At 27.4% G+C, this 23604-nt stretch carries 20 protein-coding genes; 5 read left to right on the top strand and 15 right to left on the bottom strand.

From position 1 onward, the window contains the following. Nucleotides 1-106: 106 nt before the first annotated feature. From KJQ97_RS05250 to nhaA, 4 genes are all read left to right on the top strand, one after another. On the top strand, nucleotides 107-865 hold the full coding sequence (locus KJQ97_RS05250; RefSeq protein ID WP_214117957.1) for an exodeoxyribonuclease III: 759 nt from the start codon (nucleotides 107-109) through the stop codon (nucleotides 863-865). Further along, entirely contained in the window at nucleotides 855-1235 is a 381-nt protein-coding gene (locus tag KJQ97_RS05245; RefSeq protein WP_214120193.1) for a hypothetical protein, read from the top strand. Before KJQ97_RS05250 ends, KJQ97_RS05245 begins: the two co-directional genes overlap by 11 nt. A 75-nt stretch (nucleotides 1236-1310) precedes the next feature. After that, nucleotides 1311-2423 carry a glycerate kinase family protein gene (locus tag KJQ97_RS05240; RefSeq protein ID WP_214120192.1) on the top strand — a complete coding sequence of 371 codons (1113 nt, stop codon included), beginning with the start codon at nucleotides 1311-1313 and terminating at the stop codon, nucleotides 2421-2423. A gap of 19 nt (nucleotides 2424-2442) precedes the next feature. Beyond that, a complete protein-coding gene (nhaA, locus tag KJQ97_RS05235) occupies nucleotides 2443-3576 on the top strand; it encodes a Na+/H+ antiporter NhaA (RefSeq protein ID WP_214120191.1) in 1134 nt (377 codons plus the stop codon). Nucleotides 3577-3606: 30 nt separating this feature from the next. On the opposite strand, the gene hypD is transcribed toward nhaA, so the two are convergent. Genes hypD through hypB form a run of 3 tightly spaced genes read right to left on the bottom strand, consistent with a single transcriptional unit; the run spans nucleotide 3607 to nucleotide 5589 of the window. Next, the gene (hypD, locus tag KJQ97_RS05230) at nucleotides 3607-4692 is read right to left on the bottom strand and encodes a hydrogenase formation protein HypD (protein ID WP_214120190.1); all 1086 of its coding nucleotides are present in this window, start codon (nucleotides 4690-4692) and stop codon (nucleotides 3607-3609) included. Next, nucleotides 4689-4943 carry a HypC/HybG/HupF family hydrogenase formation chaperone gene (locus tag KJQ97_RS05225; protein WP_214117952.1) on the bottom strand — a complete coding sequence of 85 codons (255 nt, stop codon included), beginning with the start codon at nucleotides 4941-4943 and terminating at the stop codon, nucleotides 4689-4691. Before KJQ97_RS05225 ends, hypD begins: the two co-directional genes overlap by 4 nt. A gap of 1 nt (nucleotide 4944) precedes the next feature. After that, nucleotides 4945-5589: a hydrogenase nickel incorporation protein HypB gene (hypB, locus tag KJQ97_RS05220; RefSeq protein ID WP_214120189.1), complete on the bottom strand. Its 645-nt coding sequence runs from the start codon at nucleotides 5587-5589 to the stop codon at nucleotides 4945-4947. A gap of 206 nt (nucleotides 5590-5795) precedes the next feature. On the opposite strand from hypB, the gene KJQ97_RS05215 reads away from it, so the two are divergent. Beyond that, the gene (locus tag KJQ97_RS05215) at nucleotides 5796-7439 is read left to right on the top strand and encodes an anaerobic C4-dicarboxylate transporter (protein WP_214120188.1); all 1644 of its coding nucleotides are present in this window, start codon (nucleotides 5796-5798) and stop codon (nucleotides 7437-7439) included. A gap of 89 nt (nucleotides 7440-7528) precedes the next feature. On the opposite strand, the gene KJQ97_RS05210 is transcribed toward KJQ97_RS05215, so the two are convergent. From KJQ97_RS05210 to KJQ97_RS05155, 12 genes are all read right to left on the bottom strand, one after another. Beyond that, nucleotides 7529-8200 carry a hypothetical protein gene (locus tag KJQ97_RS05210; RefSeq protein WP_214120187.1) on the bottom strand — a complete coding sequence of 224 codons (672 nt, stop codon included), beginning with the start codon at nucleotides 8198-8200 and terminating at the stop codon, nucleotides 7529-7531. A 225-nt stretch (nucleotides 8201-8425) separates the two neighbouring features. Continuing rightward, complete coding sequence (gene creD / locus KJQ97_RS05205; RefSeq protein WP_214120186.1) at nucleotides 8426-9721, bottom strand: cell envelope integrity protein CreD; 1296 nt, start codon at nucleotides 9719-9721, stop codon at nucleotides 8426-8428. 200 nt (nucleotides 9722-9921) lie between these two features. Further along, nucleotides 9922-12711 carry a UvrD-helicase domain-containing protein gene (locus KJQ97_RS05200; RefSeq protein WP_214120185.1) on the bottom strand — a complete coding sequence of 930 codons (2790 nt, stop codon included), beginning with the start codon at nucleotides 12709-12711 and terminating at the stop codon, nucleotides 9922-9924. Then, entirely contained in the window at nucleotides 12704-14692 is a 1989-nt protein-coding gene (locus KJQ97_RS05195) for a PD-(D/E)XK nuclease family protein (protein ID WP_214120184.1), read from the bottom strand. The genes KJQ97_RS05200 and KJQ97_RS05195 overlap by 8 nt, the downstream gene beginning before the upstream one ends. Continuing rightward, a complete protein-coding gene (locus tag KJQ97_RS05190) occupies nucleotides 14685-15191 on the bottom strand; it encodes a hypothetical protein (protein WP_214120183.1) in 507 nt (168 codons plus the stop codon). The genes KJQ97_RS05195 and KJQ97_RS05190 overlap by 8 nt, the downstream gene beginning before the upstream one ends. Nucleotides 15192-15200: 9 nt before the next feature. Further along, nucleotides 15201-16640: a BspA family leucine-rich repeat surface protein gene (locus tag KJQ97_RS05185; RefSeq protein WP_214120182.1), complete on the bottom strand. Its 1440-nt coding sequence runs from the start codon at nucleotides 16638-16640 to the stop codon at nucleotides 15201-15203. A 47-nt stretch (nucleotides 16641-16687) separates the two neighbouring features. After that, nucleotides 16688-17575: a helix-turn-helix transcriptional regulator gene (locus KJQ97_RS05180; protein WP_214120181.1), complete on the bottom strand. Its 888-nt coding sequence runs from the start codon at nucleotides 17573-17575 to the stop codon at nucleotides 16688-16690. Between the two features lie 46 nt (nucleotides 17576-17621). Further along, entirely contained in the window at nucleotides 17622-18143 is a 522-nt protein-coding gene (locus KJQ97_RS05175) for a WYL domain-containing protein (protein ID WP_214120180.1), read from the bottom strand. A gap of 70 nt (nucleotides 18144-18213) precedes the next feature. Then, on the bottom strand, nucleotides 18214-18498 hold the full coding sequence (locus KJQ97_RS05170) for an HTH domain-containing protein (protein ID WP_214120179.1): 285 nt from the start codon (nucleotides 18496-18498) through the stop codon (nucleotides 18214-18216). Next, on the bottom strand, nucleotides 18495-20279 hold the full coding sequence (locus KJQ97_RS05165) for a DUF262 domain-containing protein (protein ID WP_214120178.1): 1785 nt from the start codon (nucleotides 20277-20279) through the stop codon (nucleotides 18495-18497). The genes KJQ97_RS05170 and KJQ97_RS05165 overlap by 4 nt, the downstream gene beginning before the upstream one ends. Before the next feature lie 462 nt (nucleotides 20280-20741). Then, nucleotides 20742-22535 (bottom strand): BspA family leucine-rich repeat surface protein, encoded by a 1794-nt coding sequence (locus KJQ97_RS05160; protein WP_214120177.1) that lies wholly within the window; start codon nucleotides 22533-22535, stop codon nucleotides 20742-20744. A gap of 203 nt (nucleotides 22536-22738) precedes the next feature. Next, nucleotides 22739-23604: BspA family leucine-rich repeat surface protein (locus tag KJQ97_RS05155; protein WP_214120176.1), on the bottom strand; the 866-nt coding region annotated here is incomplete at its 5' end.

The following is a 23604-nucleotide window of genomic DNA, read 5'->3' as shown; positions in this document are numbered from 1 at the left end:
TATATGCACTTAAAACAAAATTAAATAAAATTGGATTTATCTTTAACATTTACTACCTTTTTGTATAGTTTTTATCATTATAAATAACTTAATTTAAGGAATAGTTTTGAGATTAATTTCGTGGAATGTAAATGGTTTAAGAGCAATTTGTGATAAAGATGGGTTTTCATTTTTAGAAAAATACCCTACTGATTTTTTAGGTATTCAAGAAATAAAAGCAACACCTGATAAATTTCCAAAAGATATAAACAATTTAGGCTTTAAAGATATTAAATCAAATTCAGCAAAAAGAGCTGGATATTCTGGTGTTATGAGCTTTTTAAATTTTGAATGCGAGAGTAGATTTGCCCAATTTTTTCCTGATGATGAAGGAAGAGTTTTAGAGCATAGTTTTAAAGATATTGTTTTGTTTAATATATATTTTCCAAACGGACAAAGCGGTGATGAAAGATTAGATTATAAAATGAAATTCTATGATGATTTTTTAGAATATTTAAAAAAATTATTATTAGAAGGCAAAAAAATCATAATTTGTGGAGATGTAAATACAGCACACCGCCCAATAGATTTAACTCACCCAAAAGCTAATGAAAAAACAAGTGGATTTTTACCAATTGAGCGTGAGTGGATTGATAGATTGCTTGATGCTGGATTTGTTGATACATTTAGATATATAAACGGAGATATTCCTGAAAAATATTCGTGGTGGAGCTATCGTGCAGCTGCTAGAAATAGAAATGTTGGTTGGAGAATCGATTATTTTTTCATATCAAATAATCTTACCCCTTATTTAAAAGACGCCTTTATATTAAGCGATGTAATGGGCTCTGATCATTGTCCTGTTGGTATTGATATTGAAATCTAAAATAAATGAGTTTTTAAATTCTAACAATATTTGCGTAGTTTCTACAAACGAGCCTTATTCGGCTACTTTGTTTTATAAATTTGATGAGATTAATGAAGCATTACTTTTTATCTCATCACCTACTTCAAGGCATATTAAATTAGATGGATTATTAAGTGCAGCAATTTATACAAACAATCCAATTAAAGGTGTTCAAATAATAGGAAAATTATTATTAGCAAATGAAACCCAAAAAAAGCTTTATTTAAATACATATAAGGCTGCTAATTTTGCACTAAATCACAAAATTTATGCGCTAAAGCTAAAATATTTAAAATACACAGATAATACCCTAATGCTACCTAAAAAAACGGAGATTTTTTATGAATGAATTTATACTTGATATAAGTGCTACTTTATTTTTTAGTTTTTTACTAATTTATTTTGTAATTAAAAGGATAAAAAAATGAAAGCATTAATTATTTGCGATAGTTTTAAAGGCTCTCTTAGTTCAAAACAAGCAAACGACGCTATCAAAAAATCTTGCGATAAATTAAATATAAACTCAATTCAACTAGCTATTTCTGATGGTGGAGAAGGCTTTTTAGAAAGTATAAATGATAAAATCAATGCTACAAAAATCTATTTAAACTTAAAAAACGCTTATGGTATTAGAGATTATAATGGTTATTATCTTTTAAAAGAAAATAAAGCATATTTTGAAATGGCAGAATTTGCAGGATTAATCGCTCTTAATGAAAATGAAAAAAATCCTTGTAAAACTAGCACAATTTCACTAGGTATTGCTATAAAAGACGCTATTAATAATGGTGCAAATGAGTTTATAATAGGCATTGGTGGCTCGGCTACAAATGATGCTGGAATAGGAATGTTAAGTGCTTTAGGATACGAATTTTTAGATGAATTTGAAAATATTTTAAAACCTATCGGAGAAAATCTAATAAAAATTGCAAAAATAAATGATAAAAATGTATTAAAAGAGCTTAAAAACTGCAGCTTCAAAATAGCTTGTGATGTGAAAAATCCACTATATGGAGAAAATGGTGCAGCGTATGTCTATGCAAGGCAAAAAGGTGCAAATGATGATGAAATTAAAATGCTTGATTTGGGTTTAAAAAATTTTGCAAAAGTTTGTGAAAAATATTTAGCTAAAGATTATTCACAATTTCAAGGTTGTGGTGCTGCTGGTGGGCTTGGATTTGGCTTTAAAGCATTTTTAAATGCAGAATTTGAAAGTGGATTTTTATACATTAAAAACCTTTTAAATCTTGAAGAATTGATTAAAAACTCTGATTTAATAATAACAGGAGAAGGTGCTTTTGATAATCAAAGTTTAATGGGAAAAGTAATCGGAGAAATTAATCAAATTTGTAAAATTTATGATAAAAAATTAATAATATTTTGTGGTTTAAATAATAGTGATTTTAAAAATTGCTTTTCTTTAACAAAAGCATTTTCTAATAAAACAAAAAATGAATTAATGCAAAATAGCATTGCCTATCAATGCTTAAATGAGCTTTCGTTTAATGTATTGCAAACTTTTCTTGCTAAAAAATAATTTTTAACAAGGAGATATTATGCTTAAAAAAATTATAACTCACGAGCTTTTTGCTCCAATTTTGTTGATTTTTATGACTATACTTGCTTTAGCTCTTAAAAATTCAAATCTAAACACTTATTATGAACTCATTACTAATTATAAAGCAGGTGTGATTTTTGGAGATTTAAACCTTATAAAACCACTTACTTTATGGGTAAATGATGGGCTTATGGCTATATTTTTCTTTTGGGTTGGATTAGAAGTTAAAAAAGAAATCCTAATAGGAGAATTAAGCAATATAAAAGCTGCTAGTTTGCCACTAATTGCAGCACTTGGCGGAGTAATTGTCCCTGCTATTATTTATAGCTTAGTCAATATAAATGATAGTTTTGCTTTACAAGGCTTTGCAATACCGACTGCAACTGATATTGCTTTTGCTTTAGGAGTTTTATTATTACTTGGAAATAAAATTCCAAAATCTTTAACAATATTTTTACTAAGCCTTGCAATATTTGATGATGTTGCTGCAATTATTATAATCGCTTTATTTTATACAAATGAGCTAAGTATTTTAAGTCTTAGCCTTGCTACTTGTGGTTTAGCTATTTTGCTATTATTAAATTATTTGCATATTTGTATAAAAAGCCTTTATGTGATTATTGGTGCATTTATTTGGGTTTGCGTTCTTAAAAGTGGAGTTCATGCGACTTTAGCTGGTATGGCGTGTGCGTTTTTTATACCATTAAATACTAAAGATAATAAAGAATTTTTAGAACACATAATGCACGATTTAACACCTTATATAAATTATTTTATATTGCCTTTATTTGCTTTATTTAATGCTGGAGTTTTGATTAATGGTCTTAATTTAAATGATTTTAATGCAGTATTTTTTGGAGTATTTTTAGGTCTATTTTTAGGCAAACAATTAGGTGTTTTTAGCTTTTGCTTAATTGCTAGTAAATTTGGCTTTAAATTACCATCAAATAAAGTTCAATTATACGGGGTTTGCATACTAACAGGTATTGGTTTTACTATGAGCTTTTTTATAAACACTCTTGTATTTGAAAATAATCCTGAATTATTTAATAGTGCAAAATTAGCAATACTTAGTGCTTCTTTTGTATCAGCTGTATTAGGCTATATTTGGCTAAGATTTATAAGCAAATAATCATATTAACTCCTATAAAAAGGAGTTAATTTAAATTCTATTGTATTTATAATAAGCAGCACAAGCACCTTCACTACTTACCATACAACTTCCTATTGGATTATTAGGCGTGCATAAATTACCAAAAACTTTACAATCAGTTGGCTTTGCAAGTCCTTTTAAAATCTTAGGGCATAGACAGGCTTTGTTTTCTGCTTTTGTATTTGTTTTTATATCAAATACTTTTTTTGCGTTTATATAATCATATTCATCTTTTAGCTCCAAACCACCATTACTAATAACACCTAAGCCACGGAATTCAAAATCATCACGCCTAAAGTATTTTTCAATTAATTCTTTAGCTTTTTCATTACCATTTTTACTAACTAATCTTGAATATTCATTATAAACATTATGAGTTTTATTCTTAAATTGTAAGCTTAAATTTAATAGCGAGTGCATTAAATCAACAGGCTCAAAACCACTTATAGCAAATGGTTTTTTATAAGTATTAGCCATATTTAAATATGCATTTTCTCCTATTATCACGCTTACATGTGATGGGGCTAAAAAGCCATCAATATTACAATCTTTATCATTTAATAAGGCTTCAACAGGCTCAGGAACTCTTACATGATTTATATGAAAAAATACATTTTTAAGTCCCATTTCAAGCACTTTTTCAATCAAAACCGCACTCATAGGAGTAGTAGTTTCAAAACCTATTGCAAAAAATATAATCTTTTTATCTTTATTTTCATTTGCGATTTTTAATACTTCTAGTGGGCTATAAAGCGCTCTAATATCCTTGCCTTGTGCTCTTAATTTTTCTAAACTTGTATTACTAGCAGGAACTTTAATCAAATCAGCAAGCGTGCAAAAAATAGCACCTTCCATACTTGCTAAAAAAATAGCTTCATCAAGCCTACTTTTTGGCATTACACAAACAGGACAACCTGGCCCATGAATAAAGTTAATATTAGGCAAAAGAGAAGGGATTGAGTATTTTATAAGCGAATGTGTATGTCCGCCACAAATCTCCATTACATTATAAACCCTATCAAGCTTAACATTATTAATTAGTTTTTTTAAATTATTAATAATATTTGCGTCTTTATATTCTTTTATATAATTCATAAAAACCTACTTTCAATCTCTTCGCTACCTATCTCATCTGCAATTTGCTTATATAATTCTAAGCTTTCTTTAGCAGCTGCTTCATCAATTTTTTGCATAGCAAAACCAACATGAATTAATACAAAATCTCCCACATTAACCTGCTCAGGTATCAAATCAAGGCTGACCCCACGCTTAATCCCTAAAGTATCAACCTGTGCAAAATTATTTTCATCAACACTTAAAACTTTTGATGGTATAGATAAACACATATTAACTCCTTAAAGATTTAAAATATTCACAAAGTTCGGCAATTCCTTCGCCTGTAGTGCTGCTTACGCAAAAGATTTTTACATTTGGATTTAATTTTTTTGCTTCTTGCATGATAGTTTCTAGGCTAAAATCAAAATATTTTGCTATATCCATTTTAGTTAAAACTATCACATCAGCTCTTTTAAACATAACAGGATATTTTGCTACTTTATCACTTCCTTCAGGACTTGATAAAAGCACAACATTTAAATTCTCGCCCAATTTATATGATGCAGGGCATACTAAGTTGCCTATATTTTCTATTACACAAAACTCTGAATTACTAATATCAAGATTTTTTAGAGCTAAATCTATCATTTTTGCGTCTAAATGACAGCTTTGACCTGTGCTTATTTGATATGCTTTAGCACCTGCTTTGATAATCCTATCAGCGTCCTTATTAGTCTCTAAATCCCCTTCAATTACGCATAATTTTAATAAATTATTTTTTATAATATACTCAAGTAGAGTGGTTTTACCACTACCAGGAGAGCTCATAAAATTAAGGCAATATAAATTAGATTTTTTAAAAAATTCTTGATTGATTTTTGCTTGATTTTCGTTTTCAGCCATAATTTTTGCTTTTGCTTCAATGATTACTTTCATTACCTACTCCTTAAATTTTTCACATTTTACTAAGTAAAAGTATTTACAATGGCAACAAAAATCATTTTATAAATAATAGACCAAATTCTAAGTAAAAATTTAATACTAATATTTAAATTAATTAAAACTTAATTTTTAAAATTAATTTAAATATTTAACTTTTAAATATAAAATTTATCAATTTTTTTTTAATTAAAGGATAAAAAATGGATATTCTTATGAATTTACCTAATTCTTTACAATTTGCTATACAACTAGCTATTGTATGTATTTGCCTATTTTATGGCTCAAAAAAAGGTGGAATTACTCTTGGAATGTTAGGCGGCGTTGGGCTTATTGTGATGATTTTTGGCTTTGGTGTAAAACCAGGAAAACCAGCAATTGATGTTATGCTAACTATTTTAGCAGTTGTTGTGGCTAGTGCGACACTTCAAACTAGTGGTGGTCTTGATGTAATGCTTCAAATAGCTGAAAAAATTCTTAGAAAAAATCCAAAATATATTAGTATTTTAGCTCCAATTACAACTTGCACCCTAACAATTCTTTGTGGCACAGGGCATGTTGTTTATACAATTTTACCTATTGTATATGACATAGCCATTAAAAACAATATTAGACCTGAAAGACCGATGGCAGCAAGTAGTGTTTCAGCACAACTTGGAATAATTGCTAGCCCAGTATCAGTGGCTGTAGTAACTCTAACAGCATTTATTATTAATAGTAATCATCACTTAGCAGGATTTGATGGATATTTGGACTTACTTAAAATTACAATACCATCAACTTATTTAGGAGTGCTTTGCGTTGGAATATTTAGCTGGTTTAGGGGTAAAGATTTAGATAAAGATAGTGAATTTCAAGAAAAAATTAAAGATGAAGAATTTAAAAAATATGTTTATGGTGGTGGGTGCAAATCATTAATAGGTGAAAAATTACCTAATAGTGCTTGGTTATCAATGTGGATATTTTTAGGCGCTATTGCCTTAGTTGCTATTTTAGGATATTTTTCAAATCTACGACCTGCATTTAACACAAAAGTTGATTCAGCAAGTATTTTAATCGTAGATAATAATGCTAAAACAATGAAAGAAATACCTATTAAGAATTCAAATCTCATAATTACTTATAATGAATTAAATAAAACTATTAAAGATGGTAAAGTAAAAAGTACGAAAGAAAATATAAAAGCAATTAGCATTGATAATAATCTACAAATAACACAAGAAAATAACTATGTAATTATTAATAATGAAAAATTTGAAAATGCAAAAATTATTTTTAGCGATAAAAAAGAACAAGCAAAACCTTTAGGAATGGTTGAAGTAATTCAAATTTTTATGCTTTTGGCAGGTTCATTAATAATAATCTTTACAAAAACTAATGCAAATAATATTTCAAAAAGTGAGATATTTAAATCTGGAATGGTTGCTCTTGTGGCTGTATTTGGAATCTCTTGGATGGCTGATAGTATGGTTGCAACACATACTCAAATGATAAAAGATAGCTTAGGAAATATATTAAGCGAATATCCTTGGACTTACGCAATAGTTTTAATAATAATTTCTAAATTAGTAAATTCTCAAGCAGCTGCACTTGTAGCGTTTGTGCCACTAGCTTTAAATATAGGAGTTAATCCAGCAATTATTTTAGCATTCGCACCAGCTTGTTATGGCTATTTTATTTTACCAACATATCCAAGTGATTTAGCAGCTATTCAATTTGATAGAAGCGGAACAACTCGTATAGGAAGATTTGTAATAAATCATAGTTTTATTATTCCTGGTTTTATAGGTGTTATTACTTCAAGTATATTTGGATATTTTCTTGCGAGTTTTTATGGTTACTTATAAATTTTGCCCTATTTTAGGGCAAAATTAAGATTTTAATTTGCCAATATTTAACTAGAATTTAAAATATTATTTTCCAATAAAACTATAATTTAAAACCTAGAAACTATAATCTCAATTATCTTATCATCTTCTAATTCAAGCCTAATGCTAACACTTTTGCCCAAAAGTATTTTAGTAAAATAAAAATATTCATTTTTTATTTTAAATTCTAACTGGCTTAAAGTCTTTTGTATCTCATCATAGCTTTTGCCTTTTATATCATTATTTATATCATCTAATATGCTTTTATCAAACACAAGGCAAACTCTTTCAAGGTTACTACACTTTAGGTCTGATTTTAAAATCCTTGTTATGAGCTCATTGGGTTGTTTTAAAAAATCATCATAATACCACCAAGCACAAAGCATAGCCAAAGTTAAAGCTAAGTATTTTTTAAAATAAACATTATGGTTTTTTCTAGCAGTATATAAATATACAAAGCCAAATATCGCAAATGGCACGAGATTTTTAAGAGTATCAATGCTCTTATAAACGCTTCTATCATAAAGACAAAAATTATAAACAATCTTAGCAAGGCAAACACACGATATAAAAAGCGAAATATGTCTTAAAAGCAAATAAAACTTATCTTGCAAGATTATCTTACTATCTAAATCATCTTGAGATAGTAAAAGATAAATCCTAGAAAAAAGAAAAGCAAATATAAAGCAAGGAATATAACTAAAATCTCCTATATAAAATGGTATAAAAACAAAAACCAAGCTAGATAAAAAAGCGTATTTTTAAAAACCACATTAGCTTTTGCTAAAAAACCTTTTAAAGCCATTTTGTTATCCTTAAAAGCAAAAATATTTAAATTTAAAAATCACTAAAAATAAAATTGAAATTCCTAATTTAAATTCCTTTTAAAATATCTTGAAAATACATTAAATTTTAACGGAATTTAAAATCGGAATTTCAATATTTTTTATCCTTTAATATCCTAATTATTCAGCCTTTTTATCCAAAAAATTATCAATATTTTTTGTAATATACATAAGAACATATAAAACTATCATTATAAGAATTGTTCCTGTAATTAGTGCGAATTGCTCCATTTGAAGCACAGAAAACAATACTGCATAAACACCGCCTAAAAATAGCAGCATTCCAAAACCAAATTTTTTGCTATTTGTAAGAGCTTTTATATAAAGTGCGTTTGGTATTACGACCATTAATGTAGCGATAATATAGGCAAGTTCAAAACTAAAATATTCTGACATTGAAAGCAAAACCAAATAAAACAAAGTTAGCGAAAATCCAACAACTCCGTATTGGATATAATGAGTTGGTTTTTTGCCTAAAATTTCAAAAACATAAACCACAAATAAACTAAGCATTATAAATAATATGCCGTATTTAGCAGCTCTTATTACTTGTCTATAGTGAGTAATGCCTTCGTATAGATTAATACCGATTAGATTATCATTTAGATAATGATTTGAATTATTTATAGCTTTTTGATAATTCATAGTAAATGGCATAATTTCATATTTTGCGTTAAAGCCGTTATTATCAAGATTTTTGCTAACAGGCAATGTCCCATAAAAACTAGGTTTGCTTTCTTTTGAATTAATATCTAAGGTATTCTTTTGCGCTAAAGGAAGTATCTCTATACCTTTTGAGCCCCTTAATGTGAAAGAAATTTCAAAAGGTGTATTATTTTTCAACATATTTTTATTAATTAGTGATGAAATTCCATATCTTAAATGAGAATTTTTACTATTTGTCCCTGCATTTGGTTTTAAATCAATGCTATTTAGTTTAAAAGTTGAGATATTTACTAATGATTTTGCATCTAATAAACCTAAAGATAAATAAATTTCATCAAAGTCTTGCGGTAATTTTTCATCTAAATCAGCAAAATTACCACCAATGCTAATATTTGCGTTATAAACACTAGCTTTATATATTCCTTTTTGTCTAACCTCATCTAAAATATCAATTTTTACATCAATTTGGCTTGGGATTATGATTTTTTCGTAAGGAACTTTTTGCGTAATCGTATTGCCTTCTTCATCTTTTATATTTTGTTCTTTAGTGCCATTTATTACTAGAAAAATCCCGTGTATTGTTTGCTTTTGACCCCATTCATTACCTAGAGTATCAACCATATTTTCATAAGTATCATTTCTCTCATTTATTATGCCGTTTATGAAAAACAATGGTATTTGAAGTAATATTGCAAGTAAAAATATAAAACCTACTTTTTTAGTTATTGAATTAGATGGTGTTTTAATCATTTTATTTCCTTTTAATTTTTAAAATATTTATCATATACAAAATAAGCTTAAATTACAATTCCTATTTTAAATTCCACTGCAAATAATTAAAATTTATATTTATTAAAATCACTCAACGATTTTTTTCGTTTATTATATTTTTCCACAAAGCTTAAATACCTAGCTTTTTTAAAAGTTCGCTTGATTTTGCTAAGTTATTATTAATCATTTTTATTTTCTAACCAAAAAATCTCAGTTTTTGCTATTTTATATCCTTCGTTTTCCATCATTGATTTATAAAATTCTAGCTGTTTTTGATAGGTATTTTCTTTTTCTTGGGATTTTTTGCCTGTTTTAAAATCTACTATTACATAAGCACCACAATCGTTATCGTAATAAATTAAATCACAAATCCCTGTTTTATCAGGTGTGTTGATTTCTAATTCATAATGTTTGTTAGATGATTGTGCCACTTTTTTTGCAAGGTTTGAATTGATATAATTATTAAACAAACCAATAATCTTATCTTTGTATTCACTAAGTTCACATTCATTTATAAAACCCATCAAAATCTCATTTGTAGAATGCTCGTGAAATTTCTCTATCATTTTATGAACGCAACTTCCTATTTTTGTATTAAGATTTTCAACGCTATTTGTATTTGTGGCTGTAGTGATATGTTTATCTATTTTTAATTTATTTAGCTTTATTGTTTCTTGCTTAGGGCTAGTTTGCTTACAAGGGCTAATTTCATCTAGTAATAATTTTTCTCCTAAATCCTTTAAATCCTTGCAAATCATACTTTCATCTTTATATAGTTCATCAAGCATAGCTAAAAAAGAATTATCATTTGGCTTAGTTTTTGATAAAGTATAAGATAAAACTATATGCTTAATAGCCCTAGTTATCGCTACATACAATAGTCTTTTATTTTCATCAATATCTTGCTTTTTAGCTTGATTTTTGCTTAGCTCATAGCTTAGACTTGGCTCATCGCCTATTTTAAATCCTATATAATTCTCGCTAATTTTAAGAGAAGAATTATTCACTCCTAAAGCCTTGTTTACATTCATCAAAACAACCATTTCATACTCCAATCCTTTAGTTGAATGAATTGTACATAGGTTGATTTTATAATTATTTACAAATTTTGCTTGGGATTTTGTGCTAGTTTGTTTTCGTTTTTTTAGCTCTTTTATTATGTTTTCTTTGCTTTTTTTACTCTCAAGCTTGATTATCTCATCTAAAAACTCATCTAAATTAGCCCTTGATTTTTCATCGCTAAATACATCATAAAAGCCTTTTTCGTAGTATAAATGTACTAAAAATTCTGATAAACTCAAGCTTTCAAACCAACTTTTAAACTCGCTAAAAACACTAAAATCATTAGATTTTATAAGCCTAAGTCTATCATCATCGTTTAGATTAAAAATATCATTAAAAAGTGCTAGTTTTTCATAGTTTGTGTATTTTTCATCTTCTTTTTTATTTTTTATATCATATAGTGCAAAAATAAGGTTTAAAATATGATTTATTTCTGTTCTTTCATAAAATTTAGTATTATCATCAACACAATATTTCACACCAAATTCATCTAGTTTTTTAGCTAGATTATTCATTTGTGCTCTTGTATCAAACATCACCGCTATTTTATCATCTTTGTTTAGTTTATAAATATCATCTACTTGAGCTAAAAATTTCGCCGTATTTTCATATCTTTCATCGCTATTTTCTACAATATAACTAATACTTCCACCTTTTAAATTGTCATTTTTAGCGTTTAAGTCCGTATCTTTTAAATGTGAAAAAAGCTTTCTTGTGATTTGATTTATTATATTTAAGATTTCTTTGCTACTTCTATAATTATCGTTCATAGAAACTTGCTCTAAATCTTTTATGGCATTTTTATATACTTTTATATTTGCTCCTGCAAAAGCATAAATTGATTGTTTGATATCCCCAACACTAAAAATATTTGCATTATTTAGCTTATTTATTATGCTATATTGTTCTTCGTTAGTGTCTTGAAACTCATCAAACATTATGTAATTTATATCTTTTAGCTTATCAATTTCTTTTATGAATTTATTAATAAGCATATCAAAATCCATAAATTTCTCATTTTTAGCTAATTGCTCATAATTTTGTCTAAACTCGTTTGCTAGTTTTAGCATAATTTCAAAAAGCTTAACAAACTCATCTTGGACATTTAAAGCTCTTTTATAACATACAAATTCTTTTAGTTTTTCTATATATTCTTTTTGTTCCATTGTGCCTGATTTTCGTAGTATTTCATCACTTACGCCGTCTAATACACCTAAAGCCAAGTCCTTTTTATCCCCTAAAATATCGACGTTTTGGTATAGATAGTCTATATCAATTTTTTTAAGCTCTAAATACTCATATTCAATTTCATCAAGCTTAAAATTTTTGCAAATTTGTCTAAACCTATCATCAAATATATACGCCTTACAAAACTCATTTAAAGTATTTAAGTCCAGCTCTTTTACTAATTTTTCATTGTTACTAAGTAACTCAAAATAAAGCTCATTAAAACATTTATTTTTAAGCTCATCATCCAATAACTCAAAGCTTAAAAAAGGATTTTGCTCTTTTAAAAGCTTTGTAGCAAAAGAATGAAAAGTGCAAATATTTACTTTATGTATATTTTTTATGGCTGTTTTTAGGGTTTGTTTTATGTAATTTGAATTCTTAACCTTCTCAAATCTAGCCTTATCAATCCCACTTAATCTATCATCTAAAATATCTTGCATTAGTGTAAAAATACGGCTTTTCATCTCATTTGCCGCTGCATTTGTATAAGTTAGCGTTAGGATATTTTCTACATTTTTACTATTTTGTTCTGTATAAAAAAACTCATCATCTACACTACTAGCAAACAAATCAAACCCTAAAATAGCATTTATATATCTTCTACTAAGAGTGTAGGTTTTGCCCGTTCCTGCACCTGCATTTATAGTAAAGCTTTTTTGTATGCTGTATTTATTCATCATTTGCTCCTTTATCACAAATATTATTTATAGGACAATATTTACAATTATCGTTTTCTTTGGCTTTAAACTCGCCTTTTTGTATAAACTCATCAAGCTTTTTTATCTCTTGCTCTAAACCCTTTAAATACTCTTGGCTGTATTCTAAAAAAGCAAATTCCGTTTTCAAATTCTTTGTGTTAAATGTGAGTAAAGATGCTTTATAGTACTTTATATTTGGATATTTTTTACTTGCGTATAACAAATATAAACCTAGTTGAAAATCTTCATAAGACTTTATTTGTTCCATTCTTTTTTCATCTATTTTGTCCTTTTTACTGCTTTTATAATCAACGATATTTATAAAATCATCTCCTATGTCAAGTCTATCAATAAAGCCTTTTATATAATAATTATTCTCGTCACTAGGGTTTAAATCTTTATCTAGGAAAAACTCAAATTCAGTTTTTGTATCATTAATATTATTTTCACTTCTATAATCTTCGTAATATTTCAAAAACTTAGCCACCACACTAGGCTCATCATTGTTGCTAACACCCTTTAAAAGCTTGTTTTTATATATTTTCATATAAATATTTAGCTCTTTTAATCCATTTTTTTCTTTTTTTAAAAAATCATCAAATGCTAAATCAATGCTATTTTTTGCTAGGTTTTGTTTATTAAAACTATCACCCCAACCTTTTACAATATGCTCAAAACAACTATGCATTATAGTGCCTTTTTCGTTTGGCTCTAAATCGCTTTGTTCTAATTCATCATTTTTTATCCCTAAAGCACTTTCATACAAAAATCTTTTAGGACAAAGCCTTAGAGTATTATATTTACTAGCACTCATTTTACATTCTAGCTTCACGGGTTTAGCTACTTTAGGACTAAAAGCAAAACAATCTTTTAAAACACGCTTTTTTAAAAACTTGGCCTTAGTAAAATCATCTTTACAAATTATAGACTTAGCTACACTTTTAGCGTTTAGATAATCAGTACTTAGTAGGTATAATTCTTTTGTATTTTGCTTTAGATTTTCATAAACAGCTTTAGAAAACTCATAAGAATTATATTTATAAATATCCTTTTTTAAAAACACATTATCGCTTGAATTAATAGGGAAATTTTCAAAATCTAGTCCTAGTAAAATAACTCTTTCATTTAGCTCATTTGAACCTATAAATTCGCTTAATTCTTCTAATCTTATGCCATTTTTTGGATAGTCTTTGCTTAGATTTTTGCTTAGGTATTCTTTAATAAAATCTTTATTTAAATTAGAAAAATATTTTTCGTATTTTTTCATATAAGCATTTGTTTTTTGCTCTAGCAAGTCATTATCAATTACTATGCTTTTATGATAAGAATACACATCAATTTTTGCCATGGTTTTATAAAGCTCAAAATATCTAGAATAAATACTCAAAGAAGTAGCAACAAGCCTAAAGCTAAACTTATTTTGTATAAATTCTCTTGCTAGGCTTAGGGCTAGTTTTACTTCTTCGTGTATGCTTGTGATTTTATCTTTGTAGGTGTAGATTTTAGGGATTTGATTATTTTTAGGGAATTTTTTTAGGGCTTTTGCGTTTAGATTGTTTATAAAATCTTCTTCAAATTTGTTGTTATATAAACATATATTATCCACATAAAACTCATCCACATAAATATCGTTAAAATCGCTGACATCAGCAAATCCACACTTTAGATTAAATCTTTTTCTAAGCTTATCACAGGCTTTTTTTACCTTTAAAAAGCTATCTTTATATTCATCTTTTATATCTAAATCTTGCCTGTAAGCGTATATAAAATCACTACATTCTACATCGCCTAATTCTTGCTTTATGATATAAGTTAGCATAAATTCATCTAATTCATCAGTGTATAAACTCTCAAGCGTAACACACTTAGTAAAGGCATTTAAACCAAAATCTTTTAAATGCCTTTTAACAAACTCTGCCTTAGCATAAGAATAAGTTATCACTAAATCTTTTTTAATCATAATCTACCTTTATATAATAAGCATTTGTGCCTACTTTAGCATAATATTCTATTATCTCACATCCTCTTATAATACCGTTTTTTTCTTTATAATGCTCTTTTGCTAGAGCTTTTAGCTTTTGTTCAGTTGCATTAGTGTTCAAAAACATAAAATCATCTTTATTTAGCTTTACTACAGCTTCTGCACTATAACCATAACCATCATTAACTGATGTAATCTTATAGCCTGTAATCGCACTAAGATAACAAACACTTAGCCTTTGAATTTCATCTTTTAATTTATCGTATTCATTTAATTTATCATCAATATTCATCCCTAAAAGCTCATAAGCTAAAACTAAAAAAGCCCTATTACTAGTGCAACCATCCCAAGTAGCTCTATCTAAAAACTCTTCATCGCTATTACATTCTAAATATATTTGCACCTTTTTATCAAATTTTGCCTTTGTGTTATAGCCAAATTCTTTATAATCTAAATCTTTTATCTGTTCTTTTATCATAAAAACTCCTTAGTTTGCTTTAATTTCGTTTGTTTGTATGCTTATATTTTTTAATTTTTCACAACCCTTAAAAGTATCTTCATATTCAAGCACTTTTGGTGTGATTAAAGATAAATTTACACAATCTTTTAAAGATATATCTTTTTCTTCACAATCAAGAGTTCTTACAAAGTGGATATTTTTTGCTAGATTTATACAGCCATTAAAGGTATTTTTCACATTATATAAACAATCGTTTTTGACAATAAACTCTTGATTAAAACTAATACAATCCCTAAACATCTCCCTAATATTTTCAAGCGAGCAAGTATTAAAATCTAGCCTTTGATTAAACTTAACGCAGTTTCTAAACATCTCAGCCATATTATGCACCTTATGTGTATCTAGCATCACCTTACTATCAAAACTCTTGCACCCACTAAACATCGAGCAGGTTCTAAGAAGTTCTTTAGAATTACTTGCATTTATTTCTTGATTAAAGCTAACGCAGTCTTTAAACATATTGCAAGTTGCAATTACATTAGAAAAATCAAAATTGATTTTTTGATTAAACTTAGTACAACCATCAAACATACCTTCAAAATATTTTGCATTTTGGGTGTTGAAATTCACTTCTTGATTGAAATTCCCACAATCACTAAACATATATGAAAAGTCTTCAACACTACTAGTATCAAAACTAAGCTTTTCGTTAAAATTACCACACCCACTAAACATACTTCGCATAGATTTGATACGAGAAGTATCCCACTCATTTATCCCACCAAAATCACTCCTTTTACTATTTAAAAAAGCACATTCAAGGCTAGTAGTATTTGATATATCAATATCTTTTAAATTTATACTTTCATTTAAACATAGCGACATCACTTCATAATTATTGCTTGGATAATATTTATTATCTTTATATTCTATAGTGTTACAAATCTTACTTGTATCAACCCTATATATAGCACCATTAGTATGCAAAACATAAAGCTCATAGATATTTTTAGGGATAAATTGCTCATCTTTATACTCTATATCTTTTATAACTTCTCTATCTTTCCAAGATCCTAAACCAAGCTTTGATAAATCCACCCTACCACTATCAAACATAGCCAAAATCTCATCTAATTTATCGGCATTTAAAGAAAAATTATTTTCTTTTTTACGAAGAAGTCCCCAAGGAACTAGTTTAAAAAGTCCGTAGATATTAGGATGGTGTGGGTAAAGGTTTTGAATTTTTCTAAGCCTTTTAGAGCCTAACTTTTTATATAGTCTTCTTTGGCTATCTTTTATGGTTCTTTTAGAAGAATAATCATCTTTTATAAAAAATATATCTTTTTTACTAAGATACCTAATCTGTTTTTGCTCTTTTTTGCTCCACCTTTGATATGTGTGGATTTTAAAACCTTTTGCTATGGTTTTTGCATAGTTTTTTCTTAATTTTTTTCTAGCTGTTTTCATAAAATCTCCTTAAAATAAAAAAGATTTTACCACATCAGCTAGACATCCTATGTCTTTAAATACCCTAAATACTCTTTTATGATATTTTCGTTTTTAAGAGCTAGTTCTTTTGGGGCTAGTATTTTTACATAAGGGATGAATTGCCATATAGTACTAAGCAATTCTTCATCTAAAGATATTTTTGTGCTTAGGATTAACTTATCTTTGTCTTTTGAGATGATTTCTTGATTTGCTAGTATTTTTCTATACAAAAAATACTCTCTAGCAAAGCCATTTACTTCTAAAACAACTTCTTTTTCTTCTAAGCTAGTAGCAAAAAAATGCTTTTGTTCTTTTATGTTTTTTAAAACATTTTCATCTGGGATAAACTTTTCATTAGTTACTACTATAGCCTTTAGCTTATACATTGTAAATGTTCTAATTTCATCATTATAAGTAGCTAGTAAATACCAAACGCCTAGATGATTTATGAGTTTATATGGCTTTAAAACTCTAGCTTTTTCGTTGTGAATAGCTTTTATGATTTTTTGCTCCATTATGGCTTTGCTAAGGATTTCAAAACTATCAAGGTTGCAAACTGCTTCATAATTTTGAGATTTTAAAGGACTTATGGGTGAGCTTAAAAGCATATTTATAAAATCATCACTAAGTTTAGTAGGAAATGAGCTTAAGCCAAAAAGTGCTGCGAGTTTATTTAAATCATCTTTTGAAGTTTTAAGTAAATTTGTATCTTTTAAATAATACCTTCCAAGCTCATCTTTAGCGATAGGCAAACTCTCAAGCCTTTGCATAATATCACGCTGAATTGTTCGCTCACTTACTCCGTATTCAAGTGCTAGTTCTGCTTTACTTAAATGCTCTTTATTATAAAGTCTAATTAGGATTTGCATAACCCTAACTACCAAAAAATCTCCAGTTGTTTGTGCTCCCATCATCTACCTATCTTATAGTTTTTTATCTTGCAATGATATTAAAATATCATTAATTTCTAATATGCTTTAAATAATCTTCTATCATCATCTCACACTTACTAACTAGTGATTTTGGAGATAATACCTTCACATAAGGGATAAACCTAAATACCGTGCTAAGTAGCTCATCATCAAAGCTTATCATTGTACTAATTATCAGATTATCACTAGTTTTGTTTATGATTTTTTGATTTGTTAAGATTTTGCGGCTTAAAAAATACTCTATCCCTAAGCCACTAATCTCTAAAATCACTTCTTTTTTAACACTACTGACAAAGAAAAAATTATTATCATTTTCTAGCTCTTTTAAGACTTTTTTATCATGTAAAAAGCTATCTTGACATATATTTATAGCCTTTAATTTATATAATGCAAAGGTTTTTATAGTGCCATTTTCAGTAGCTAGTAGATACCATACACTTAAATGGCTAATGAGTTTATATGGTTTTAGGGTTCTTAGCTTGTTGTTATAGTTTGCATTTATGATTTTTTGAAAGATGATTGCATTACATAAGTTAGCAAAATCATTCATATCATAAATCTCACTAATAGGCTGAAACTTTATAGGAAAATACTGACAATTATAAATATTTTCTATAAAGTTACTTGTAAATTCCCCCCCCCCCGATAAGGCTTTTTAGTAGATACTCTAGCTCTTTTTTATAACTTTTAAACATAGAATTATCAGCTAGATAGTATCTACCACTGTCATCTTTTTGTATAGGCAGATGTGCTAAGCGTTCTTTTATATCTCGCTGGATTGTTCGCTCACTTACACTATACTCAAGTGCTAGTTCAACTTTACTTAAATGCTCTTTATTATAAAGCCTAATTAATATCTCAATTATTCTTTCTACTAGCAATTCACCTATGCTTGGTGTTTTCATGCTTTTACTAATTTACCTAATAAATTTTCTAAAATCATAGCTTTTCTTTTTTTAAGAAAATTATCAAAATTCTCTACATTTAGATCAATATCTTCTGGGATGATAAAATCATTTCTAGCTTGTATCTTATCGCTAAAATCATCAAACCAATCATTTGGCATTCTATCGTTTTTACTTTTATTTAAATTTTCAGCAAGTGGGACTAGATTATAAATAGAATTACCTTTTTTTTCTAATTCTTTATCATTTGTTTTTTCAAACCAACTTTTAGGATAGATATGGTCTATGTTATATCTGTAGCTTTCTGGCTTATAGTTTGGCATTAGCAAGGTAAAAATATAATATATTTTATTATTATCCCCATAATTTATCTTATCCAAATAGCTTTCTAACTGCTCGTAATTTATAATCATTGATTTTCTAGTAAGTTTTTGATTTAAAATCTCATAATCTATACTAAACGTTTTATAATCGTTGTTTTTTTCTAGCATTTCATTGATAGCTTCTCTAACTTGTCTTAAAGTACTATCAGAACTCCCACTATATAAACCTAAAAATAAACTTTTTATAACAAAATCAACCAATGATTTTTTCAAACAATGCTCTTGTTTTTGTGGTTTTGTCAAAATATCTACTATATCCTTAAACACCCTATTATCAAAACTACCTTTTTTAAGCGATAGTTTATATATGATGTAAGAAACCACTATCAAAGGATAGACTGATAATTGTTTTTCATTGTTGTAAAAACATGAAATTTTTAAAAACTCAGCACTAGTGATAATAACATCTTTTACTTTCTCAAAATGCTCTTTAATGCTTGGTAAAATAGAGTTAAAATTGTTGTAATTATAAGTAACCCCTTTAGCACAAAAGATAGTCAAAAACACCCTTATAATCACATCTTTATCTATATTTGATATATCTATTTCTTTTAAAAGTTTTGAAATGGTTTCTTTGTTAATATCATTATTATTTGCTATTAATGCTGAGAATAGTAAATCTGCTTTTTCTAGCTTAACCCCACCGCTATTTACTCTTACAAAGATTTGTAAGACTTCATCTAGGGTTTTATTTTTATCTATTTCATAGTAAGGTATTTCAGTCCTAGTTAACATATAGTGTAATTTTGCGATTGTTTCTTTTAGTTTTTTTCTTTTTTCTATATCAAAAACTTCTAATGAATTTTCTATCTTAAAGTTTAAATCCTTATCTAAAATCAAACCAACTCTTATATAATAATCATCATTGCATTTGATGATATCATTTTTTATATCATCTGATTTTTCTACATCCGCTTCTTTGTAGTATTTTTCTACTTCTTTTTCTGTAAAAAATTTAAATATATACTTAGGTAAATCTTCGCTTACTTCATCTTCTTCTGTGTCATTGTTTGTTTTTGAGATGTTTAGATATAGATTTTTACCGTTAAAGCTATAGCTGCTTTGTAAAGCAAAATAAATAGATGTTATACGTTGCTGTCCATCTAGTACTGCATAAAGCTCATTTACTTTTTCAATTTTTTTCGAGATTAGGTCATTTTTTTGTGATTTATCATAGCTTTTTGTAAATTCATAAAAATCAATACCGCTTGACTTTTGCTCATCTAACTCCCATAAAAGTAGCATTCCTACAGGATAGCCTTGCATTAGCGAGTCAAATAAATTTGTAATTTTTTTCTCATCATACCACCTAAAACCCCTTTGTATGTTTGGTAGTATAAATTTATTGCGTTCTATGCTCTCATATATTTTATTTAATCTATATTCTTTATTAATCATTTTTTATTCCTTTCAATATTTTTATTTTTTTATTATTTATCTTTAATCTCTATCTTAGCGATGATTACTAAGTCTTATTTATAGTATTTACTAGTTGTTTTATAAATATCCTTTCAGTTAAAATAAAATCTTTTAATTATAGCAACTAATTATAGCAACTTGAAAAGACACACTAAGTCTTTTAAGTGAGTTTTAGAAAAATATTTGTGTTTTTATGAAAGTTTTTTAAGTTTATGAAAGTTTTTAGATAAAAAAGAGTTTTAAAAGAATTTTTAAAATAAATGGAATTTATATCCGTAAATTTCGTTTGTTTGCTTTAAATAAACATTATTAAAACTAATTGAAATTCCTGTTTTAAATTCCTTTCAAAAAGTTTTGAAATATCGTTGAAATTTAAAATTTAAATGCAAGTTTCGTTTGTTGGTAGGATTTAGCCCAAACCAAACAAACGAAATTTAGTGATTATTTGCCTAGCTTATCGCAACCTTCAAACATATCTTCTTGCTCTTTTACATTACTCATATCAAAATTAGGTTTATGCGTTAAGCTAGAGCAATCATAAAACATATAGCTCATATCGGCTACATTTTTGGTATCAAAGTTTAAAGGTTGATTGAAATTTTCACAACCATCAAACATCAAGCGCATATTGGCTACATTGCTTGTATCAAAATCTAAAGGCTGATTGAAGTTTTTACACTCTCTAAACATAAAACGCATATTGGCTACATTGCTTGTATCAAAGTTTAAAACTTGGTTGAAATTTTCACAACCATCAAACATACCTTGCATATCTGTTACATTGCTTGTATCAAAGTTTAAAGCTTGGTTAAAATTAAAACAACTATCAAACATATAACTCATATTTACTACATTTTTTGTATCAAAATCTAAAGGCTGATTGAAATTTTCACAACCACCAAACATACCACTCATATCAGTTACATTATTAGTATTAAAGCTCAAAGCTTGGTTAAAATTATAACAATTCTCAAACATATAACTCATATCAGTTACATTGCTTGTATCAAAACTTAAAGGCTGATTGAAATTTTCACAACCACCAAACATCCAGTTCATATTGGTTACATTACTTGTATCAAAACTTAAAGGTTGGTTGAAGCTTTCGCAGTCACTAAACATCCAGCTCATATCAGTTACATTACTTGTATCAAAACTTAAAGGTTGGTTGAAATCTCTACACCAACTAAACATAGAGCGCATATTTGTTACATTGCTTGTATCAAAGTTTAAAACTTGGTTGAAATTTTTACATTCTCTAAACATCTCGCTCATATTAGTTACTTTTGATGTATCAAAAATTAAAACTTGGTTGAAATTTTTACATTCTCTAAACATCTCGCTCATATTAGTTACTTTTGATGTATCAAAATTTAAAACTTGGTTGAAATTAGAACAACAACTAAACATAGAGCGCATATTTGTTACATTGCTTGTATCAAAGTTTAAAACTTGGTTGAAATTTTTACATTCTCTAAACATCTCGCTCATATTAGTTACTTTGCTTGTATCAAAGCTCAAAGTTTGGTTAAAATTAAAACAATTATAAAACATCTCACTCATATCAGTTACATTACTAGTATTAAAGTTTAAAGGTTGATTGAAATTATAGCACTCAGCAAACATAGCACTCATATCAATTACACTACTAGTATTAAAGTTTAAAGACTGATTGAAGTTTTTGCACTCTCTAAACATCCAGCTCATATCAGTTACATTGCTTGTATCAAAATTTAAAGATTGATTGAAATTAGAACAATATCTAAACATACTACCCATATTAGTTACTTTACTAGTTTTAAAAAATATAGGTTGATTAAAATTAAAGCAGTTATAAAACATTCCATGCATATTTGTTACTTTTGATGTATCAAAATTTAAAGTTTGATTAAAGTTTTCGCAAGAAAAAAACATACAACTCATATCAGTTACATTTGATGTATCAAAGTTTAAAGCTTGATTGAAATTAAAGCAATCTCTAAACATCTCACTCATATCGTACACATTGCTTGTATCCCAAGTATTTATACCACTAAAGTCTTTTCTATTACTACCCTTAAATAATTCACTCATATCAGTAATAGCACTTGTATTTATAGTATCTAGTGCTATATCTTCATACTTAATCAATACTTGCAATTCTTCTTTACTCATAGGATGGTATTTATTATCCTTAAATTCTATTTTAGAAATAATATCTAAGTCTTGTTTGGTAGCATTTGCTAATTGTTTCATAAAAATCCTTTCATAATAAAATAAATTGTCTTAATGATAGCAATCTGCAAAGACACGATATGTCTTTAGAAAAATATTTGTGTTTTATGAAAGTTTTTTTTGAATTATTTAAGTAAATAATAAAAATTAAAAAAAGGAATTTAAAATAGGAATTTCGTTTGTTTGAAATACTAGAAAATACTTAAACAAACGAAAATTAGTGATTATTTACCTAACTTATCGCAACCTTCAAACATATCTTCTTGCTCTTTTACATTACTCATATCAAAATTAGGTTTATAGGTTAAGCTAGAGCAATTCCTAAACATATAGTTCATATTAACTACATTGTTTGTATTAAAATTTAAAGGTTGGTTGAAATTTTTACAACCATTAAACATCCAGCTCATATTAGTCACATTACTTGTATCAAAGTTTAAAGGTTGGTTGAAATTATCACAACCATAAAACATATAGCTCATATCAGTTACATTGCTTGTATCAAAATTTAAAGGCTGATTGAAGTTTTTACAATCATGAAACATACCTCCCATATCGTGCACATTACTTGTATCAAAGTTTAGTGCTTGATTGAAATTTTTACACCCACTAAACATAGATTGCATATCTGTTACATTACTTGTATCAAAGTTTAAAGCTTGATTGAAATTAAAACAACTACCAAACATCCCACCCATATCAGTTACATTTCTTGTATCAAAACTTAAAGGTTGATTGAAATTAGAACAACCAGAAAACATATAACCCATACCAGTTACATTACTAGTATTAAAACTTAAAGGCTGATTGAAGTTTTTGCAATTCTTAAACATATAGTTCATATTAACTACATTTGAAGTATTAAAACTTAAAGGCTGATTGAAGTTTTCGCATTTGCTAAACATAGAATCCATATTAGTTACATTGCTTGTATTAAAGCTCAAAGCTTTGTTGAAATTGTCACAATTATAAAACATAAAACTCATATCAGTTACATTTGAAGTATCCCATTCATTTATCCCACTAAAGTCTTTTCTATCACTTTTATAAAAAAGCTCACTCATATCAGTGATTAAACTAGTATCAATAT

The sequence above is a fragment of the Campylobacter sp. 2018MI01 genome (genome assembly GCF_018501205.1).
Lineage (GTDB): Bacteria > Campylobacterota > Campylobacteria > Campylobacterales > Campylobacteraceae > Campylobacter_E.
The sequence above is the reverse complement of the archived record's forward strand: the minus strand, read 5'-3'. Positions and strand labels throughout refer to the sequence as shown.

Excerpts from the sequence above, each read along its gene's own strand:
- KJQ97_RS05240 (WP_214120192.1), top strand. The coding sequence starts at position 1,311 with ATGAAAGCATTAATTATTTGCGATAGTTTTAAAGGCTCTCTTAGTTCA.
- nhaA (WP_214120191.1), top strand. The coding sequence starts at position 2,443 with ATGCTTAAAAAAATTATAACTCACGAGCTTTTTGCTCCAATTTTGTTG.
- hypD (WP_214120190.1), bottom strand. The coding sequence starts at position 4,692 with ATGAATTATATAAAAGAATATAAAGACGCAAATATTATTAATAATTTA.
- KJQ97_RS05225 (WP_214117952.1), bottom strand. The coding sequence starts at position 4,943 with ATGTGTTTATCTATACCATCAAAAGTTTTAAGTGTTGATGAAAATAAT.
- hypB (WP_214120189.1), bottom strand. The coding sequence starts at position 5,589 with ATGAAAGTAATCATTGAAGCAAAAGCAAAAATTATGGCTGAAAACGAA.
- KJQ97_RS05215 (WP_214120188.1), top strand. The coding sequence starts at position 5,796 with ATGGATATTCTTATGAATTTACCTAATTCTTTACAATTTGCTATACAA.
- creD (WP_214120186.1), bottom strand. The coding sequence starts at position 9,721 with ATGATTAAAACACCATCTAATTCAATAACTAAAAAAGTAGGTTTTATA.
- KJQ97_RS05200 (WP_214120185.1), bottom strand. The coding sequence starts at position 12,711 with ATGAATAAATACAGCATACAAAAAAGCTTTACTATAAATGCAGGTGCA.
- KJQ97_RS05195 (WP_214120184.1), bottom strand. The coding sequence starts at position 14,692 with ATGATTAAAAAAGATTTAGTGATAACTTATTCTTATGCTAAGGCAGAG.
- KJQ97_RS05190 (WP_214120183.1), bottom strand. The coding sequence starts at position 15,191 with ATGATAAAAGAACAGATAAAAGATTTAGATTATAAAGAATTTGGCTAT.
- KJQ97_RS05185 (WP_214120182.1), bottom strand. The coding sequence starts at position 16,640 with ATGAAAACAGCTAGAAAAAAATTAAGAAAAAACTATGCAAAAACCATA.
- KJQ97_RS05180 (WP_214120181.1), bottom strand. The coding sequence starts at position 17,575 with ATGATGGGAGCACAAACAACTGGAGATTTTTTGGTAGTTAGGGTTATG.
- KJQ97_RS05175 (WP_214120180.1), bottom strand. The coding sequence starts at position 18,143 with ATGAATGATTTTGCTAACTTATGTAATGCAATCATCTTTCAAAAAATC.
- KJQ97_RS05170 (WP_214120179.1), bottom strand. The coding sequence starts at position 18,498 with ATGAAAACACCAAGCATAGGTGAATTGCTAGTAGAAAGAATAATTGAG.
- KJQ97_RS05165 (WP_214120178.1), bottom strand. The coding sequence starts at position 20,279 with ATGATTAATAAAGAATATAGATTAAATAAAATATATGAGAGCATAGAA.
- KJQ97_RS05160 (WP_214120177.1), bottom strand. The coding sequence starts at position 22,535 with ATGAAACAATTAGCAAATGCTACCAAACAAGACTTAGATATTATTTCT.